Annotated in this window: 16 protein-coding genes; 13 read left to right on the top strand and 3 right to left on the bottom strand. The window is 58.7% G+C overall.

Annotated features, from left to right (window positions below; translation table 11 throughout):
- Positions 1–37: 37 nt before the first annotated feature.
- The 3 genes from lolA (at position 38) to serS (ending at position 3,662) form a co-directional block, all read left to right on the top strand.
- Positions 38–646 carry an outer membrane lipoprotein chaperone LolA gene (gene lolA, locus I6L47_RS04435; RefSeq protein WP_041202312.1) on the top strand — a complete coding sequence of 203 codons (609 nt, stop codon included), beginning with the start codon at positions 38–40 and terminating at the stop codon, positions 644–646.
- Between the two features lie 76 nt (positions 647–722).
- A complete protein-coding gene (locus I6L47_RS04430) occupies positions 723–2,060 on the top strand; it encodes a replication-associated recombination protein A (RefSeq protein WP_216948763.1) in 1,338 nt (445 codons plus the stop codon).
- 306 nt (positions 2,061–2,366) lie between these two features.
- On the top strand, positions 2,367–3,662 hold the full coding sequence (serS, locus tag I6L47_RS04425; RefSeq protein WP_216948762.1) for a serine--tRNA ligase: 1,296 nt from the start codon (positions 2,367–2,369) through the stop codon (positions 3,660–3,662).
- Between the two features lie 2 nt (positions 3,663–3,664).
- Here the strand turns inward: serS and I6L47_RS04420 are convergent, their stop codons facing one another.
- Positions 3,665–3,841, bottom strand: a complete 177-nt coding sequence (locus tag I6L47_RS04420; protein ID WP_162519556.1) for a hypothetical protein — start codon at positions 3,839–3,841, stop codon at positions 3,665–3,667.
- Between the two features lie 8 nt (positions 3,842–3,849).
- On the opposite strand from I6L47_RS04420, the gene I6L47_RS04415 reads away from it, so the two are divergent.
- The 9 genes from I6L47_RS04415 (at position 3,850) to I6L47_RS04375 (ending at position 11,995) form a co-directional block, all read left to right on the top strand.
- On the top strand, positions 3,850–4,338 hold the full coding sequence (locus I6L47_RS04415) for a CvpA family protein (protein ID WP_005337086.1): 489 nt from the start codon (positions 3,850–3,852) through the stop codon (positions 4,336–4,338).
- Between the two features lie 21 nt (positions 4,339–4,359).
- Positions 4,360–5,880: an amidophosphoribosyltransferase gene (gene purF / locus I6L47_RS04410; protein WP_005351229.1), complete on the top strand. Its 1,521-nt coding sequence runs from the start codon at positions 4,360–4,362 to the stop codon at positions 5,878–5,880.
- Between the two features lie 205 nt (positions 5,881–6,085).
- Positions 6,086–6,844 (top strand): tRNA-(ms[2]io[6]A)-hydroxylase, encoded by a 759-nt coding sequence (locus I6L47_RS04405; protein WP_216948761.1) that lies wholly within the window; start codon positions 6,086–6,088, stop codon positions 6,842–6,844.
- A gap of 303 nt (positions 6,845–7,147) precedes the next feature.
- Positions 7,148–7,792: an adenylate kinase gene (adk, locus tag I6L47_RS04400; RefSeq protein WP_005337083.1), complete on the top strand. Its 645-nt coding sequence runs from the start codon at positions 7,148–7,150 to the stop codon at positions 7,790–7,792.
- Between the two features lie 98 nt (positions 7,793–7,890).
- Positions 7,891–8,865 (top strand): ferrochelatase, encoded by a 975-nt coding sequence (hemH, locus tag I6L47_RS04395; protein ID WP_042080404.1) that lies wholly within the window; start codon positions 7,891–7,893, stop codon positions 8,863–8,865.
- Positions 8,866–8,899: 34 nt separating this feature from the next.
- Positions 8,900–9,292: an MAPEG family protein gene (locus tag I6L47_RS04390; RefSeq protein ID WP_005359993.1), complete on the top strand. Its 393-nt coding sequence runs from the start codon at positions 8,900–8,902 to the stop codon at positions 9,290–9,292.
- A 185-nt stretch (positions 9,293–9,477) separates the two neighbouring features.
- On the top strand, positions 9,478–10,782 hold the full coding sequence (locus I6L47_RS04385; RefSeq protein ID WP_005337079.1) for an inosine/guanosine kinase: 1,305 nt from the start codon (positions 9,478–9,480) through the stop codon (positions 10,780–10,782).
- Between the two features lie 180 nt (positions 10,783–10,962).
- Positions 10,963–11,325 carry a DUF2750 domain-containing protein gene (locus tag I6L47_RS04380; protein WP_005337077.1) on the top strand — a complete coding sequence of 121 codons (363 nt, stop codon included), beginning with the start codon at positions 10,963–10,965 and terminating at the stop codon, positions 11,323–11,325.
- Between the two features lie 175 nt (positions 11,326–11,500).
- A complete protein-coding gene (locus I6L47_RS04375; protein WP_042055706.1) occupies positions 11,501–11,995 on the top strand; it encodes a hypothetical protein in 495 nt (164 codons plus the stop codon).
- On the opposite strand, the gene I6L47_RS04370 is transcribed toward I6L47_RS04375, so the two are convergent.
- Complete coding sequence (locus tag I6L47_RS04370; RefSeq protein WP_031227665.1) at positions 11,958–13,598, bottom strand: EAL domain-containing protein; 1,641 nt, start codon at positions 13,596–13,598, stop codon at positions 11,958–11,960. The two genes, I6L47_RS04375 and I6L47_RS04370, sit on opposite strands and share 38 nt — an antisense overlap.
- A gap of 189 nt (positions 13,599–13,787) precedes the next feature.
- Here I6L47_RS04370 and glgC point away from each other — a divergent pair, with 189 nt between their 5' ends.
- Entirely contained in the window at positions 13,788–15,062 is a 1,275-nt protein-coding gene (gene glgC / locus I6L47_RS04365; protein ID WP_108613211.1) for a glucose-1-phosphate adenylyltransferase, read from the top strand.
- 84 nt (positions 15,063–15,146) lie between these two features.
- Here the strand turns inward: glgC and I6L47_RS04360 are convergent, their stop codons facing one another.
- Positions 15,147–17,144, bottom strand: a complete 1,998-nt coding sequence (locus tag I6L47_RS04360) for a hypothetical protein (protein WP_216948760.1) — start codon at positions 17,142–17,144, stop codon at positions 15,147–15,149.
- Positions 17,145–17,202: the final 58 nt, after the last annotated feature.

Below are 17,202 nucleotides of genomic sequence, written 5' to 3'. Positions count from 1 at the left end.
GTGGCCTTTTATCGAGAGCGTCTTTATGAAGAGCGTGATGAAAAAACAACTGTTGATGGGTACCGTGCTGCTGATGGCCAGCAGCCAGGTGTGGGCCGATGCGGCCAGTGATCTCAAACAGAAGCTGGCGGGGGTGAGCCTCTTCTCCGCCAAATTTGCCCAAACCGTCTATGACAGCAAGGGCAAGGAGCTGCAAAAGGCCAGCGGCGATCTGCTGGTGCAGCGGCCAAACCGTTTCAACTGGCACACCACCTCGCCGGACGAGAGTCTGATCGTGGCTGATGGTCAAGATGTCTGGGTCTATGATCCCTTCGTCGAGCAGGTGACCGCCCTCAAGCTGAAAGATGCGGTGCTCAACACCCCCTTTATTCTGATCGCTGGCAATGACGACAAGTTCTGGAAGAACTATGACGTGACCCAGCAGGGGGATGTCTACACCGTCACCAGCCGTAACAAGGATGAGCTGATCGCCTCCTTCCGTGTCACCTTCGACAGACAAGACAACATCAGTCGTTTCGATGTGAAAGAGGCGCAGGGGCAGTGGAGTGAATTCACCCTGAGCAGCTTCAACCGCAAGCCGGTGCTCAAGGGTAACGAATTTGTCTTCAAGATCCCGAAGGGGGTCGAGCTGGACGACCAGCGCTAATGAGCAAGCGGTCGTTGGATTGCTCGCCACTGCGCCAGTCAAAGGCGAGTGACGTGACGTTGGGTGGTCAATACAGATGAGCAACTTGTCGCTGGATTTCTCATCGGACTTTCGTCCGCTGGCGGCCCGGATGCGGCCGCAAAACCTCGACCAGTATATCGGTCAGCAACATATCCTGGGGGCTGACAAGCCCCTGCGCAAAGCCATTCTGGCGGGTCACTGCCACTCGATGATCCTGTGGGGGCCGCCCGGTACCGGCAAGACCACGCTGGCGGAGCTGATGGCTCACTACTGTCAGGCGGAAGTGGAGCGACTCTCTGCGGTCACCTCCGGTATCAAGGAGATCCGTGCCGCTATCGACAAGGCGAAGGAGAACAGCTGGCGCGGAGTGCGCACCATCCTGTTTGTGGATGAGGTGCACCGCTTCAACAAGAGCCAGCAGGATGTGTTCCTGCCCCACATCGAAGATGGCACCATCACCTTTATCGGTGCCACCACTGAAAACCCCTCGTTCGAACTCAACAACGCACTGCTCTCACGAGCCCGGGTCTATCTGCTCAAGCGACTGGAGGAGAGCGATATTCTCGCCATGCTCGATCAGGCGATGACTGATCCTCGTGGTCTCAATGATCCGGCGCTTACCTTTGCCCCCGGCGTCAAAGAGGCGCTGGCCAAGGCGGTGGATGGGGACGGGCGCAAATCCCTCAACTATCTGGAGCTGTTGGCCGACATGGCCGAAACCGACAGCAAAGGGGCGCGGGTGATCGACAGTGCCCTGCTCGCCGCCGTGGTGGGGGAACATGTGGCCCGCTTCGACAAGGGGGGCGATCACTTCTACGACCTCATCTCGGCGGTGCACAAATCCATTCGCGGCTCGGCGCCGGATGCGGCGCTCTACTGGTATGCCCGTATGGTGAGCGCCGGTTGCGATCCCCTCTATATTGCCCGCCGCTTGCTGGCGATTGCCTCGGAAGATGTGGGCAATGCCGATCCCCGTGCCATGCAGGTCGCCCTGTCGGCCTGGGATTGTTTCCATCGGGTCGGGCCGGCGGAAGGGGAGCGGGCCATCGCCCAGGCGATCGTCTATCTCGCCTGCGCCCCGAAAAGCAATGCGGTCTATACCGCCTGGAAGGCGGCGCTTCATGATGCCAAAAACCTCCCTGACTTCGAGGTGCCGGTGCACCTGCGCAATGCGCCGACCAAACTGATGAGCGATCTGGGCTATGGCGCCGAGTATCGCTACGCCCATGACGAGCCGGGCGCCTATGCTGCGGGCGAGCAGTATTTCCCGCCCGAGCTGGCGGGCAAGCAGTACTACCAGCCCACCGATCGCGGCCTTGAAAAGCAGATTGGTCAGAAGCTCGATTACCTCCATGAACTGGACAGGCAAAGTCCGCAGCAACGGGGCAAATAGCCCCTTTGTTACCTCGCATGGCTGAAAATTGGTCAGGCGTTTGAATATGCAGGACGGTTTGCGTGCCAAAGTCGGTAAAAACGACATAAATAGTCCCTGTTCGGGCGGGGGGGCGGTCTGCTACACTGCCCGTCTGACCCCGCTTGTCTTGGCCTTGCGCCATCTTCTTGATCTCGAAGGCCTGATTGTTGAGGCCCGATTCTGAAGACGATTGGGGTGCGCCAACCGATGTTAACTTCCGGATCTGTTTCCCAGCCCGTCATGACGACTCAGGCCCAGATCCCATTTTAAAAAAGTAGGTAAACCATGCTGGATCCCAAATATCTGCGCAGCGATATCGAAGAGGCTGCCGCTCGTCTGGCGACACGTGGCTACGTTCTGGACGTAGCGGCTGTCAACGCTCTGGAAGAGAAACGCAAGGATCTGCAGTCCCGTACCCAGGAGCTGCAGGCCGAGCGCAACGCCCGCTCCAAATCCATCGGTGAAGCTGCCCGTCGTGGTGAAGATGTTGCCCCGCTCAAGGCCGAAGTGACCAAGATCAACGACGAGCTGGAAACCAGCAAGGTCGAGCTGGATGCCCTGCTGGCCCAGCTGAAAGCCATTGCCGACGCCATCCCCAACCTGCCAAGCGAGACCACGCCGGTGGGCCGTGACGAGAACGACAACGTGGAAGTGCGCCGCTGGGGTACCCCGCGCGAGTTCAGCTTCCCGGTACGCGATCACATCGATCTGGGCGAAGCGGCCAAGGGCGTTGATTTCAAGAACGGCGTCAAACTCTCCGGTACCCGTTTCGTGGTGATGAAGGGTCAGATTGCCCGTCTGCACCGTGCCCTGGCTCAGTTCATGCTGGATCTGCACACCCAGCAACACGGTTACACCGAGTGCTACGTGCCCTATCTGGTGAACCCGGACAGCCTCTATGGCACCGGCCAGTTGCCGAAATTTGCTCAGGACCTGTTCAATACCGGTATCGAAGGTGAAGGGGAAGAAGAGGGCAAGGTGCGCAAGTTCTCTCTGATCCCGACCTCCGAAGTGCCGCTCACCAACATGGCCCGTGACGAGATCTTTGACGCCCAAGAGCTGCCGATCAAGATGACCGCCCACAGCCCCTGCTTCCGCTCTGAAGCCGGTTCCTACGGTCGTGATACCCGTGGCCTCATCCGTATGCACCAGTTCGACAAAGTTGAAATGGTACAGCTGGTTCACCCGGAGAAATCCTGGGATGCACTGGAAGAGATGGTGGGTCACGCCGAGAAGGTGCTGCAACTGCTGGAGCTGCCGTATCGCGTGATGGCGCTCTCTACCGGTGATATGGGCTTCTGCGCCTCCAAGACCTACGATCTGGAAGTGTGGCTGCCGGCCCAGAACACTTACCGCGAGATCTCCTCTGTCTCCAACTGCACCGACTTCCAGGCGCGCCGCATGCAAGCTCGCGTGCGCATCGATGGCAAGCCGCAACTGCTGCACACCCTGAACGGCTCCGGTCTGGCGGTGGGTCGTACCCTGGTTGCCGTGATGGAGAACTACCAGCAGGAAGATGGGCGCATCGCCATCCCGGCTGTGCTGCAATCCTACATGGGTGGCCTGACCCACATCGGGTAAGTTCACGCCGCAGACCACAACGCCATGGCATTGCCATGGCGTTGTGCATTCTGGCGCCGTTCAACCGTTTTAGTGCTGAAAAAATGCGGCTTTTCGGCGTCGCTTTGAACAGTTAACACATTTTTATCAAGCAATGCGCAATCGTTTTTGTTAGACTGCGCCGCAATTTCGCAGGACATCTTTTTCTATGGTCTGGATTGATTACGCCATCATCGGCATCGTCGGTTTCTCTGCTCTCATCAGCCTGGTGCGCGGCTTCGTCAAGGAGGCCATGTCTCTTGTCACCTGGTTCGTCGCCTTCTTTATTGCCAGCCATTTCTATCCCGATCTCGCCGTCTATTTCACCTCCTTCTCCGACGCGCTGGTTCGCAACGGCCTGGCCATCGCGGCGCTGTTTGTGGCGACCCTGATCCTCGGCAGCGTGGTCAACTATGTGGTGGGCCTGTTGGTGGACAAGACGGGTCTCTCCGGTACCGATCGGGTGCTGGGGGTCTGCTTCGGTGCAATTCGCGGGGTGCTGATCGTCAGTGCCCTGCTTTTTTTCATGGATACCTTCACCAGCCTCTCCCAGAGCGACTGGTGGGTGGCGTCCAAGCTGGTGCCGGAGTTCAAGCCGGTGATCCAGTGGTTTTTCGGGTTCATGTTGAACTCATCCAGTTTTCTTAAACAGGTATAGTGACTTCGAGGTAGCAAAGACATGTGTGGTATTGTCGGTATAGTTGGCACCACCCCCGTCAATCAGGCCCTCTACGACGCCTTGACGGTGTTGCAGCACAGGGGACAGGATGCCGCCGGGATCGTGACCATTGATAGTGGAAACTTCCGGCAACGCAAGGCCAATGGCCTGGTGAAGGACGTGTTTGAAGTGCGCCACATGCAGCGTCTGCAAGGGAACATCGGCATAGGTCATGTCAGATACCCCACCGCAGGCAGCTCAAGTGCCGCTGAAGCCCAACCTTTTTATGTGAACTCGCCCTACGGCATGGTGCTGGCCCATAACGGCAACCTCACCAACGCCAAGGAGCTCAAGGAGCAGCAGTTCAAGGTCGCCCGTCGTCACATCAACACCACCTCCGATTCGGAAGTGTTGCTGAACGTGCTGGCCCACGAGCTGGATCGCTGTGACAAGATGGCCCTGCGCCCCGAAGATATCTTCGCCGCGGTGCGCAGAACCCATCAGCAGATCCGCGGTGCTTATGCGGTGGTCTCGCTGGTGATTGGCCATGGTCTCATCGGTTTTCGTGATCCCAACGGCATTCGCCCACTGATCCTCGGTCGTCGTCAGGACGAGCAGGGCCAGGTGGAGTACATGCTCGCCTCCGAGAGCGTGGCGCTCGACGCCATCGGTTTCGAAACGGTGCGGGATATTGCGCCGGGTGAAGCCATCTACATCACCGAGCAGGGCCAGCTCTTCTCCGAGCAGTGTGCGGAGAACCCGCAGATGAGCTCCTGCATCTTCGAATACGTCTACTTCGCTCGTCCCGATTCGTGCATCGACAAGGTCTCGGTCTACGCTGCCCGCCTCAACATGGGTCGCAAGCTGGGTCAGAAGATTGCCCGCGAGTGGGAAGATCTCGACGTCGATGTGGTTATCCCCATCCCCGAGACCTCCTGTGACGTGGCGCTGGAGATCGCTCACACCCTGGATCTGCCATACCGTCAGGGCTTCGTGAAGAACCGCTACATCGGCCGTACCTTCATCATGCCGGGCCAGACCCAGCGCAAGAAGTCAGTGCGCCGCAAACTCAACGCCATCAGCTCCGAATTCAAGGGCAAGAAGGTGTTGCTGGTGGATGATTCCATCGTGCGTGGTACCACGTCCGAGCAGATCATCCAGATGGCCCGTGAAGCGGGGGCAGCCAAGGTCTACTTCGCCTCGGCGGCGCCGGAAATTCGTTTCCCCAACGTCTATGGCATCGACATGCCCACCGCCAACGAGCTGATCGCCCACGGTCGCGAAGTGGAAGAAGTGTGCAAGCTGATTGGCGCTGACGGTCTGATTTTCCAGGATCTGGAAGATCTGGAAGCCGCCGTGCGGGAGATCAACCCGGATCTGCGTCACTTCGAGACCTCGGTGTTCAATGGCCACTACGTCACCTCCGATGTGGACCAGTCCTATCTGGATCACCTCAACGCCCTGCGCAACGATGACACCAAAGCGGTGCGTGAATGGCAGGAAGGCACCAGCAATCTGGAAATTTTTAACGAAGGCAGTTAAACGTTTGCGGTTTTGCCGGATGGGATAGCGAGATGGGGGCCAGTGGCCCCCATTGTCGTTTCTACCTCGCACCGCCAGAAGGGGTAGGGTGTATCTGTCTGAAAAACATCCGTTTATCTTGCCGGATATGGGCATGGCCAGCGGGATCCGCTAGCATAGGCGGCAATATATATGATCGATACGCTTTTAAGAGACGAGAGTTCAGATGGATGATCTGCTAGCCCCAGTGCGCCAGTTTTTGCAGTGCGAGACCCCGGATGAGTGGGTAGAGATGGCGCGGGATCCGGCCCGTTTACCGACCCTGCTCATCGATCACGCCAACTGCGAGACCAAGGCCGCACTCACTGCACACAGTCTGGTGCGCCGCTACTGCCTGCCCAAGGGCAAGCGTCATCTGCTGCCCAAGCTGGAGTTCTATCGCGAGCTGGATGCCATTCCGGAGAAGGCCGAGATCCTGGGCAAACGCAGCATGGGGGAGTCTGATCGCACCGTCTTTGCCGAGCTGGAACGCAATCCGCTGCTGTTTCCCATGGTGCGGCTCATTCAGGAGGAGCTGCACCACTTCGAGCAGGTGCTGGAGATCATGCAGGCCCGCGGCATCGAATACGGGCCGGTGACGGCCTCCCGCTATGCCCATCAGTTGATGCAGCATGTGCGCACCCATGAGCCGGCCACCATAGTCGACAAGATGATCATCGGCGCCTATATCGAGGCCCGCTCCTGCGAGCGCTTTGCCAAGCTGGCGCCCCATCTGGACGAAGAGCTGAGCCGCTTCTACGTCTCTTTGCTGCGCTCCGAAGCGCGTCACTATCAGGATTACCTGAGCCTGGCTGAACAGTACGCAGGGGAGGATATCAGCGAGCGGGTGGCCTTCTTTGGCAAGCTGGAAGCCGAGCTAATCTGCTCGCCGGATCCGCAGTTCCGGTTCCATAGCGGCCTGCCTGTCACATCTGACAGTTGTTGACGCACAGGGGGCAAACTACTATTGCCCTGTTCCTACTACGAGCGACAAGTAGTTACTTTTGAGCGCAATTCCCGGCCCTGAGCCGGGATCTTTTTTTCTGCCGTACCTCCTTCCTGCTTTTGGCGCTCTATGCTGAATCCCTGGCTATTTTTGCGTCTTCCCCTTGCGATGAAATCCTGTTCGATCAGCCGGTTATTGTGGTGATAAAGTGCTCATTCAAGTGGCTCACCCTTGTAGAAACGGGCGAAACCGTGTACTTTTTTGCCTTCGCAAGATTTGAATAACCAATCAATAGGAGCGTGTATGCGCATTGTTCTGTTGGGGGCTCCGGGCGCCGGCAAAGGTACCCAGGCTCAGTTCATCATGGAAAAACACGGTATTCCCCAGATCTCCACCGGCGATATGCTGCGTGCGGCGATCAAAGCGGGCACCGAGCTCGGTCTGAAAGCCAAAGCTGTGATGGACGCAGGTCAGCTGGTCTCTGACGACATCATCATCGGTCTGGTCAAAGAGCGCATCGCTCAGCCGGACTGCGCCAAAGGCTTCCTGTTGGACGGTTTCCCGCGCACCATTCCCCAGGCGCAAGCCATGAAGGACGCCGGTGTCGTGGTTGATTTCGTGCTGGAGTTCGATGTGCCGGACGAAGAGATCGTCAAGCGCATGAGCGGCCGTCGCGTTCACTCCGGCTCCGGCCGTACCTACCACGTGGTGTTCAACCCGCCGAAAGTGGAAGGCAAGGATGACGTGACCGGTGAAGATCTGGTGATCCGCGCCGACGACGAAGAGACCACAGTACGCAAGCGTCTGGATGTATATCATCAGCAGACCGCGCCGCTGATCGGTTTCTACGGCAAAGAGGCGGAAGCGGGCCACACCCGTTACGTCAAGATCGACGGCACCCAGCCGGTTGATCTGGTCAGCAAGCAGCTTGCCACCATTCTGGGCTGATCTTTGCTGCCGGCACTTTTTCCCGTGCCATCAGATAAATAAAGAGAAGGGCCCTGTCGGGCCCTTTTTGCATAATGACAGATAGACAGGAAGCTAACGTGACCACGAAAACCGGAATATTGCTGGTCAATCTGGGTACCCCAGCCGCACCGACCACCGCTGCCGTCAAAGCGTTCCTCAGCCAGTTCCTGCACGATCCCCGTGTGGTGGACCTGCCCCGTTACCTCTGGTGTCCGCTGCTCCACTTCATCATCTTGCCGACGCGCTCGCCCAAAGTGGCCAAGCTCTATCAGCAGGTCTGGACCGAGCAGGGCTCGCCGCTGATGGTGATAAGCAAGCAGCAGCGCGCCGCACTGGAGCAGGAGCTCAAGCGGGAGGGGGTCGATGTGCCGGTGGAGCTGGCGATGACCTATGGTTCCCCGTCAGTGAATGATGGCTGGCAGGCGCTCAAGGCCAAAGGGGTCAACCGGGTGATCCTGTTGCCGCTCTATCCGCAATATTCGGTCAGTACCACCGCCTCGGTCTTTGATGCCTGGGGCAAGGCGATGAAGAGAGAACGCAATCTGCCGGTGGTACGGCTCATTCGTGATTATCACGCCCACCCCGAATACATTCAGGCGCTGGCCATGAGCGTGCGCCGTCACTGGGAGCAGCACGGTCAGGGTGATCACCTGCTGATGTCGTTCCACGGCATTCCCGAGCGCTACGAGAACGAAGGGGACCCCTATGGTCACCAGTGTCGCCATACCGCCAGCTTGCTGGCCGAGGCGCTCGGGCTGGAGGCAGGACAGTGGACAGCCAGCTTCCAGTCCCGCTTTGGCAAGGAGGAGTGGCTCAAGCCCTACACCGACGTGACCATCGCCGGTATGCCTGCAGCGGGCATCAAGCGGCTCGATGTGATTTGTCCTGCCTTTGCGGCCGACTGCCTCGAAACCCTCGAGGAAATTCAGGTACAGAACCGGGAGATCTTCATGGAGGCCGGTGGCGAGCGGTTTGAATATATTCCGGCCCTCAACAGCGATCAGGCCCACATCAGGATGATGGTCTCGCTCATCTGCCGCGAATTGGCATGAGTGACCGGCAGTCAGTCAAACAAGGAGTCGAGTCATGGTACATATCACGCTGATCTACGCAGGCCTGCTTGGGCTGCTGTTTCTGGGGCTCTCCTTCTGGGTGGTCAAACGCCGCGCCCAGTTCGGGGTGATGATAGGGCAGGGGGAGGCCCCCGAGCTGCTGGCGGCGATCAGGGCCCACGGTAATTTTGCCGAGTATGTGCCGCTGACTCTGCTGCTGATGGCGCTGTGCGAGCTCTCCGGTGCCGGTGCGCTCTGGCTGCATGCCGGTGGCGCCATGCTACTGGTTGGCCGCATCCTGCATGCCATCGGCATCCAGATCCCCAAAGCCCCCAATGTGCCCCGTTTTCTGGGCACCTTGCTGTTCTGGCTCGCCCTCGGCCTCTTCTCGGTGCTGGCTCTGTTGCAGGGCATGGCGGCCGCCTGAAAACAGGCGCTTTGTATGCTATTGAACCACCTCGGGCGGGGTGGTTTTTTTATGGTGAAAAGGCAAACGTTTTTCCTTGCGGGCCTTGTCTATACTGACTCCATTATTTAAACAGGGCGACTTTTCGGGGCGGCGGATTGTGTTAAAATCCCGCCCCTCTTTCCCCCAGAGCACAGAACATTGCCATGAAATTTCCCGGTCAGCGCAAGTCCAAACACTACTTCCCTGTCGACAGACGCGATCCCCTGGTGCCGCAAAATCCCCTGTTAACCGAGCTGGGCAAAGCCTACGTGGTCGGGATTGATCAGACCCTGGTTGATATCGAAGCCCATGTGGATGAAGACTTTCTGACCCGTTATGGTCTGAGCAAGGGGCACTCCGTCGTCATCAATGACGATGTAGCCGAACGGATTTATGACGAGCTCAAGGCCAACAACATGGTGGTGAGCGAGTTTGCCGGTGGCACCATTGGCAACACGGTACACAACTACTCGGTGCTGGCCGATTCCCACTCCATCCTGCTGGGTGTGATGAGTCAGGATATTCGCATCGGCTGCTACGCCTACCGTTATCTGTGCAACACCTCTTCCCGCGTCAATCTGGACTATCTGCAGCCGGTGGATGGCCCCATCGGCCGTTGCTTCACCTTCATTACCGAGTGCGGCGAGCGCAGCTTCGGCATCAACGCCGGCAAGATGAACCAGCTGGATGTGCAGCATATTCCGGAGGATGTGATCAAAGGGGCGTCTGCTCTGGTGATCACCGCCTATCTGGTACGCGGTGACGATGGTGATCCGATGAAAGAGGCGGCCATGACCGCGGTGCGTTATGCCCGTGAGGCCGGTATTCCCGTGGTGCTGACTCTGGGGACCCGTTTCGTCATCGACGAAAACCCCCAGTGGTGGCGCGACTTCATTGCCGAGAACGTGACTGTGCTGGCGATGAACGAAGACGAAGGTGAAGCCCTGACCGGCATCGCAGATCCGCTCGGTGCTGCCGACAAGGCGCTCGACTGGGCCGACATGGTGCTCTGTACTGCTGGCCCCATCGGCCTCTACATGGCGAGCTACACCGATGAGGACTACAAGCGCGAGACCACTCATACCCTGCTGCCCGGCGTTATCCCCGAGTTCAACATGTATGAGTTCAGCCGCCCGATGGCCCGTGCCAAGTGCCGTAAACCGGCCCGCATCTACTCCCACATCTCCCCGTATATGGGTGGCCCGGAGAAGATCAAGAACACCAACGGGGCAGGGGATGGCGCCCTTTCCGCCGTGCTGCACGACATGGTGGCCAACTCCTATCACCGGATGAATGTGCCCAACTCCGCCAAGCACATCTCCGAGTTCCTGACCTACTCCTCACTGGCCCAGGTGTGCAAATACGCCAACCGCGTCAGCTACGAGGTGTTGGCCCAGAGCAGTCCCCGTCTCTCCCGCGGTTTGCCGGAGAAAGAGGACAGTCTGGAAGAGGTTTACTGGGAGCGTTGATCTCCTGAATCTGCAAGACGCCTCCATCGGGAGGCGTTTTTGCAGGCAAATATGGGTTATCCCGGCTTTTTTCCCGGAATAACCCCAATATGCTTGAGTCCATGTCACTTTTGCGACACCATTTGGCCATCGTATTGTCGCCCGACAATGCCGCAGCACCCGAAAGAAAGAGAGAATCCCATGAGCATGCTTAACGACAACCTTGACGCCAATTTCCAACTGTTTATCGAACAAGTCCGCGAGTCGGGTCAGGTGTGGGGTCTGCGCTATGGGGAAGACTGGGTCGTCTGCCGCTCCGCCGAATTTGAAGATGCCGACGTGATGCCGCTCTGGTCTGCCGAAGAGGACGCCCGTCTGCACTGCGTCGACGAGTGGGCCGATTACGAGCCGGAAGTGATCGATCTGGAAGAGTTTCTCGATATCTGGATCAACGATCTGGATGAAGACGATGTACTGGTCGGCCCGAACTGGAACGCCGATCTGGAAGGTCAGGAGCTCGAACCCATCGAGCTGGCCAAGGCACTGGTTGAACTGGACGCCTGAAAGCGCCTCCATTGATGGCCTGAACGCACAGGCCATCGGGACAAAGACCGGCATCCGTGAGGGTGCCGGTCTTTTTTATGGTCGAATAGCCCGATTGATGAGTTAAAAGCCGATTTGCCTTTGCACCTGTCAGGGGGATGGTCCATCATCAACCTTTTGCCAAGGGAGGAGCGCCATGTTTGTATTCGACGTAACGGGAGCTGCGGGTGAGAAGGCCAGTATTCGGGTGCAGGCCCTGGATTGGGCGCAAGCCGGACCAGTGACCTTCCAGTGCGATGACGATCAGCTGGCGGTCGTGCTTCTGAGCGGTTGTCGTTGCGACGCGGTGGGCTTTTTCAACCTGTTGGCGGGGTGTAAACCTCTCTATATCGAACAGTGGCTCAGCTATCTGCAGGAGAGTGGTCGCATTGGCAAGTGGAGTCACCAGACCGAGAGTCCCGCCGATGGGGACTATCTGGCCAGAGCCGGTCTGGAGCACGATGAACTCAATACCCTGCTTGGCCAGGTCTATCAGGTGGCGGGGTTCAATCGCCTGCAAATCAACCGTTACCTCAAGAACCGCCACAACCCCACCACGCTGGCGACCCGGTACGATCAGAAAGAGCTGGAGCGCTATCGCCAGCTCAATGACATCATTCTGACCCTTTTGAAGCTGAAGCATCCTCAGTAAAGAGCCCCAGCTGGCTGATATCCGGTCGCAACGGTTGCGGCCGGGCGATCAGATAGCCCTGCAAACCATCCACGTACATCCCCTGCAGCAGCTGTTTCTGGCCAAGCTGTTCTACCCCCTCTGCAATCACCTGACACCCCATCCGATGCGATACATCGACGATCATCCGCACGAACTGCTGGTTGGTCTGATCCTGCTCCAGCCCGGTGATCAGGGCAGGATCGAGCTTGATGTAGTCGGGCTTGAGCTCGCGAAACAGGGTAAAGGAGCCGATCCCCTTGCCAAAATTGGCGATGGCCGAGCGGCTGCCGTTGCGGCGCAGCAGTTCAAACACCCGCTTGGCGCCGGTCAGGTTGCGTTCCAGATGCTCTTCATCCAGTTCGAACACCAGATTGGCGCTGGTATTGGGATCTTTGAGCAGCTGGCGGTCAAGCCAGATCAGGAAGGCGCTGTTTTGCAGCAGGTTGGGGGAGAGGTTGATCCCCCAGCGACTCTGGTTGGCACCAAAGGCCCGATACTGGCGCATGATGTGGGTAATGACCAGCTGCTCCAGCCGCATCACCATATCCAGCCGCTGCGCCATGGCAAACAGGGTGTCGGTGGGCAGGGCGGTGCCGTCATTGCCGCTGAAGCGGGTGTAGATCTCGTTGTAAGCCAGCATGCTGCGGTGCAGGGGCTGGATCGGCTGATAGGTAAAGCTGAGGCGCTCCTGCGCCAGCACTTCGGTCAGCACGTCGCGCCAGTGGTGTTGGCCCTGCAGATCGGAGGCGCTGTCATCCTGCTGGATGGCCCAGCCGTTGATGGTTTCGGTCTGGGCGCGAGCCAGCGCCAGATCCGCTCTGGCCAGTACGGCTTCAATTTTCTGGCCGCTGCTGAGCTTGGTCAGCCCCGAGTAACCGGTGCTCTCCAGCTCGTGCTGATCCTGATAGTGATCGAAGGCCACCTTCAAATCCTGCCCCAGCAGATGGGGAGGAATATTGGCCACCGGTTGCACCAGCACGGCGAAATCAGCCCCCGAAATGCGGTAGACCTGATTGCCCGGGAAGCGGCTTACCACCCGCTTGATAAGGGCCGCCATGTCCTTGATGTAGGCATCACCAGACTGGAAGCCGCGCTGGGCGTTGATCTTGCCAAGCTCGGTGGCACGGATCAGCACCAGGGTCGCGGTCTGGGTGTCCTGATCCCGCTGCAGCAACTCTGTCATGTCTCGGCGAAACGCGTGGCGGTTGAGTAGCTGGGTCAGCTCGTCGGTGGTGGCCAGATTGCTGAGCTCGGTCAGCTGGCGATGAGCGCTCTGCTCGGCGCTTTCGAACTGTTCCAGCAGCTGTTGCAGCACCTCCTGGGAAGCGGGCTCATCGAGTTGTGAGGGATCCCGTCCTCTGATCGCCTTGACCCAGGTGAGCTCCTGATGCTGAAGCATGCCATCCATGGTGCGGATGGCCAGCATCAACAGCAGGATCATGCCAAGCAGTGTGGTGGCCAAGATAATGGCCAATGTGAGCGGTGTGCTCTGAAGGGCCAACCAAACTGCTTGCAGGAGCAGCAGGGGTATGGTCACTATGGTGGCGATCAGAAAGAGGGTACGTCCGAGCTTGTGAACCATCTTGTCATCCTTGAAGTGGCTGCTTTGTGGGGGAATTTTAACCAAGCTGGCGGAGCAAAGCATGCTATTCCTCGCAACTCGGTGAAAAGGGTCAATTGAGATCGGTTAAATGTGAGTGAAACCACTTTCACAGGTGCCGAAACAGGCGAAGATGAGTTGAAAATAGATCAAACAAGGCAGAGGTAAATCATGTTGTTAGAGCCCGAAAATAGTGCCAAAGCACGACAATTATTGAACCAGAGTATGGCACTGGTGCTGGCGGGTGGACGTGGTAGTCGCCTGAAGCAGTTGACTGACAACCGCGCCAAGCCTGCCGTCCATTTCGGTGGCAAATTCCGGATCATTGATTTTGTGCTCTCCAACTGTATCAACTCGGGGATCCGCCGCGTTGGTGTAGTCACCCAATACAAATCCCACAGCCTGCTGCGTCACCTGCAATCGGGCTGGTCCTTCCTGCGTTACCAGATGAACGAATTCATCGACCTGCTCCCTGCCCAGCAACGGGTGGACGAGGTGCACTGGTATCGCGGCACCGCCGATGCCATCTATCAGAACGTCGATATCATCCGCGACTACGGCCCCAAATACCTGGTGGTGCTGGCGGGGGATCACATCTACAAGATGGATTACGCTGCCATGCTGCTCGACCATGTGCGCCTTGGCGCCAAGGTGACGGTCGCTTGTATCGAGGTGCCGCGGGCCGAGGCATCCGCCTTCGGGATCATGGATATCGACGAGCAGCGCAAGATCCGCGCCTTCGTCGAAAAACCGGCCAATCCGCCCGCCATGCCGGGTTGTGAAGATCGCTCGCTGGCCTCCATGGGGATCTATATCTTCGAGGCGGAGTACCTCTACCAACTGTTGGAGGAGGACATTCTCAATCAGGACTCCAAACACGACTTCGGGATGGACGTGATCCCCCGCATCGTGGAGGAGGGGATGGCATTTGCTCACCCCTTCAACATGTCCTGTGTCGGGGCGCGCGAGGGGCAAAAGCCCTACTGGCGTGACGTGGGTACGCTGGACTCCTTCTGGGAAGCGAACATGGATCTCGCCTCCGTGCTGCCCGAGCTCGACATCTACGATCAGAACTGGCCCATCTGGACCAGCCAGACCCTGACGCCACCGGCCAAGTTCGTGCAGGATCGCAATGGTCAGCATGGCATGACCATCAACTCCATGTTCTCGGGCGGTACCATCGTCAGCGGGTCGTTTGTGCTCAACTCGGTGCTCTTTACCAATGTGCGGGTGCACTCCTTCTGCACCCTGGATCAGGCCATCATCTTCCCCGGGGTCGAGATTGGCGCCGGTTGCCGTCTGCGCCGGGTGGTGGTGGACAAGGGATGTGTGCTGCCCGATGGGCTGGTGGTGGGCGAGAATGCCGATGAGGATAGCCGCCGCTTCTACCGCTCCGAGCAGGGGATTGTGCTGGTGACCAAGGAGATGCTGGACAAGCTGGTTTGAGGAAGGCCCTTGAAACTGTGTCAGACGCTGTAATGCAAAGGGAGCCAATTTGGCTCCCTTTTTCATGCTGGTGAATGGCGAGGATTACTCGCTAACCACCGCTTTGGCGGCCATCACCATGGCGGTGCCGTGCTTGCCACCGGCGGCGGTCACTTGCGGTACGCCATCTTCATCGGTGTCGCTGCCGGCACCTTCGATGATGTTCTCGCCGGAGTCACCGATCCACTCGGCCATCTGCATGCCACCGTTGACGGTGCCACGGAACCAGCTGACGTACTGACCGGTCAGCTTGGCCAGCTCCAGCTCGGGCGCCTTCTCGGCCCCTTCGTTGCGCAGGTTCAGCATGGCTGAGCGCAGTGCGCCGGAGATGGCAGCCTGGGTCCAGGGAGTGTATTCACCCTGTTTACCCGCCAGCCAGGTGCCCGCCTTGGCATTGAAGTAGGCCTTGTCGGCAGCGATAAACAGCTCGCGGGCAGCGGTGCGGTACTTGGCATCGGAGGTAGCGAGGAACGCAGCGGTCAGACCACGGATGGCGGCGAACTGTGCATCGATGGAGTGGCTGGCATCGAGCTTGCCACCTAGCGTGATGCCGTCATGCACCAGACCATTTTTGCCCTTGAGGTTGGCAAGGATGAAATCGGCCTGCTTGCGGATAAGCTCAAGCGCTTGCTGACCCTGCCTGGTCTTGAGGTTCAGCTCGCCATTGTCACCGGCGGCGTAGCCGACCGGCAGCGCATCCTGAGCGCGCTGGAAGATCTGCAGGGCGACCAGTGCGTAAGCGGCGTCAAAGGTGGTGACGTGCTTGCCCTGTTTGCCTGCCTGCCAGCTGTCGACCAGGGTGCCAGCCTTGGCATCAAAGTGCAGGGCAGCCAGGTTCTTGAAGGTGAGGTTGGAGAGATTGATCGCCAGCGAGAAGGCATCGCTGCCCGCGACCGCTTTGCCCAGGTCATTGGTCTTGTTGGCAGCCGGTGCGGCGGCAAACGGTGCGCCGTCAAACACGGCGTGGAAGGCCGGGTTCTGGTTGGTGTTGGCGCTGCGCTGATCGCTGAAGGCATAGAACTCGGAGAGCGGCCACAGCATCATCCAGGCATCGCGCAGCTGGGCGGAACCATCCACCACCTCCAGCTTGCCGATGGCACCGGCATCGTTGTTGCTGGTTTCGGTCACTTTCACCTGATGGGGGAAGTAGACAACGCCCTTGGCCGGATCGTACTGCGGGGTGATCTTGGCGCCCAGTTGCTTGCCATCGAAGCCAAGCTGGTTCTGCATGATGGCCAGCTTGTCGATGGATTGCTCGGTCAGCATCATGCCGTTGAAGCCATCGGCGGCAGAGACGCCCAGCTTGTGCTTGCCATCCTGATCCATGGTGGCGGAGGCGGCTTCTACCTCTTCATCGGTTTCGGCTACGTGCATACCGCCGAGGAAATCCTGAGACCACATCACCTCTTTGAGCAGGATGCCGCCCACCGCTGCGGGCACCAGCAGGTTGTCGCTGCCGCTCCAGCGCAGGGTGCTGTAGTCGCGGAAGTAGGTGGGCACCTGGGTCTTGACGGTTTTCTCGGTCCCTTTGGCGGTCTTGATGGTGATCTGGTCGCCATTGACCGGGGTGGCGTTGACGGCCTGGGCAAACTCCGGATTGGCGGAGGCGTAGGGCAGGGAGAGGGGATACATGCCCTGCGGCACTTCATCCGCCGGGAAGCCAACGGCGTCGGCCATGGCCAACACCCGTTGCCCCAGAGAGGCCATGGTGCCGCCACGGGCCAGGTTTTGCGGCCCGTTTACCAGATGAGGACCCATGCCGGATTGGTAGTTGAGGGCGTACATCGCCTCTTCGGAGTATTCGTAGGATTCGATGCCGGCAGCGAAGTCGAACGGGGTCGGCTCATCGGCACGGTTGGCATCCAGCACATCCAGATCCAGCCCCAGCGCTTCGGCCAGCGGCTCACCGGAGAGCTCGAATTCGGTATAGGCCAGCATGTTGGCGGCGGTATTGAATGTCTTGTCTTCGACCTTGACGGCAGCGTGTGCGGCGCCGCTGATCAGTGCGCAGGCAATCGCCTGAACCAGTACGGTTTTTCTCATGTCCCTTCTCACCATTGGTTTTATTATTGACGCTTCTCATAACGAATCTAAATGAGAA

This window comes from Aeromonas sp. FDAARGOS 1417 (assembly GCF_019046985.1).
GTDB lineage: Bacteria > Pseudomonadota > Gammaproteobacteria > Enterobacterales > Aeromonadaceae > Aeromonas > Aeromonas veronii.
Note: the sequence above shows the minus strand (reverse complement) of the source record. Positions and strands in the feature narration are given on the sequence as shown.

Coding starts and splice junctions, on each gene's coding strand:
- I6L47_RS04405 (WP_216948761.1), top strand. CDS start 6,086: ATGGATGATCTGCTAGCCCCAGTGCGCCAGTTTTTGCAGTGCGAGACC.
- adk (WP_005337083.1), top strand. CDS start 7,148: ATGCGCATTGTTCTGTTGGGGGCTCCGGGCGCCGGCAAAGGTACCCAG.
- I6L47_RS04415 (WP_005337086.1), top strand. CDS start 3,850: ATGGTCTGGATTGATTACGCCATCATCGGCATCGTCGGTTTCTCTGCT.
- I6L47_RS04380 (WP_005337077.1), top strand. CDS start 10,963: ATGAGCATGCTTAACGACAACCTTGACGCCAATTTCCAACTGTTTATC.
- I6L47_RS04370 (WP_031227665.1), bottom strand. CDS start 13,598: ATGGTTCACAAGCTCGGACGTACCCTCTTTCTGATCGCCACCATAGTG.
- glgC (WP_108613211.1), top strand. CDS start 13,788: ATGTTGTTAGAGCCCGAAAATAGTGCCAAAGCACGACAATTATTGAAC.
- I6L47_RS04420 (WP_162519556.1), bottom strand. CDS start 3,841: ATGTCCTGCGAAATTGCGGCGCAGTCTAACAAAAACGATTGCGCATTG.
- I6L47_RS04385 (WP_005337079.1), top strand. CDS start 9,478: ATGAAATTTCCCGGTCAGCGCAAGTCCAAACACTACTTCCCTGTCGAC.
- I6L47_RS04390 (WP_005359993.1), top strand. CDS start 8,900: ATGGTACATATCACGCTGATCTACGCAGGCCTGCTTGGGCTGCTGTTT.
- lolA (WP_041202312.1), top strand. CDS start 38: ATGAAAAAACAACTGTTGATGGGTACCGTGCTGCTGATGGCCAGCAGC.
- serS (WP_216948762.1), top strand. CDS start 2,367: ATGCTGGATCCCAAATATCTGCGCAGCGATATCGAAGAGGCTGCCGCT.
- purF (WP_005351229.1), top strand. CDS start 4,360: ATGTGTGGTATTGTCGGTATAGTTGGCACCACCCCCGTCAATCAGGCC.
- I6L47_RS04430 (WP_216948763.1), top strand. CDS start 723: ATGAGCAACTTGTCGCTGGATTTCTCATCGGACTTTCGTCCGCTGGCG.
- I6L47_RS04375 (WP_042055706.1), top strand. CDS start 11,501: ATGTTTGTATTCGACGTAACGGGAGCTGCGGGTGAGAAGGCCAGTATT.
- I6L47_RS04360 (WP_216948760.1), bottom strand. CDS start 17,144: ATGAGAAAAACCGTACTGGTTCAGGCGATTGCCTGCGCACTGATCAGC.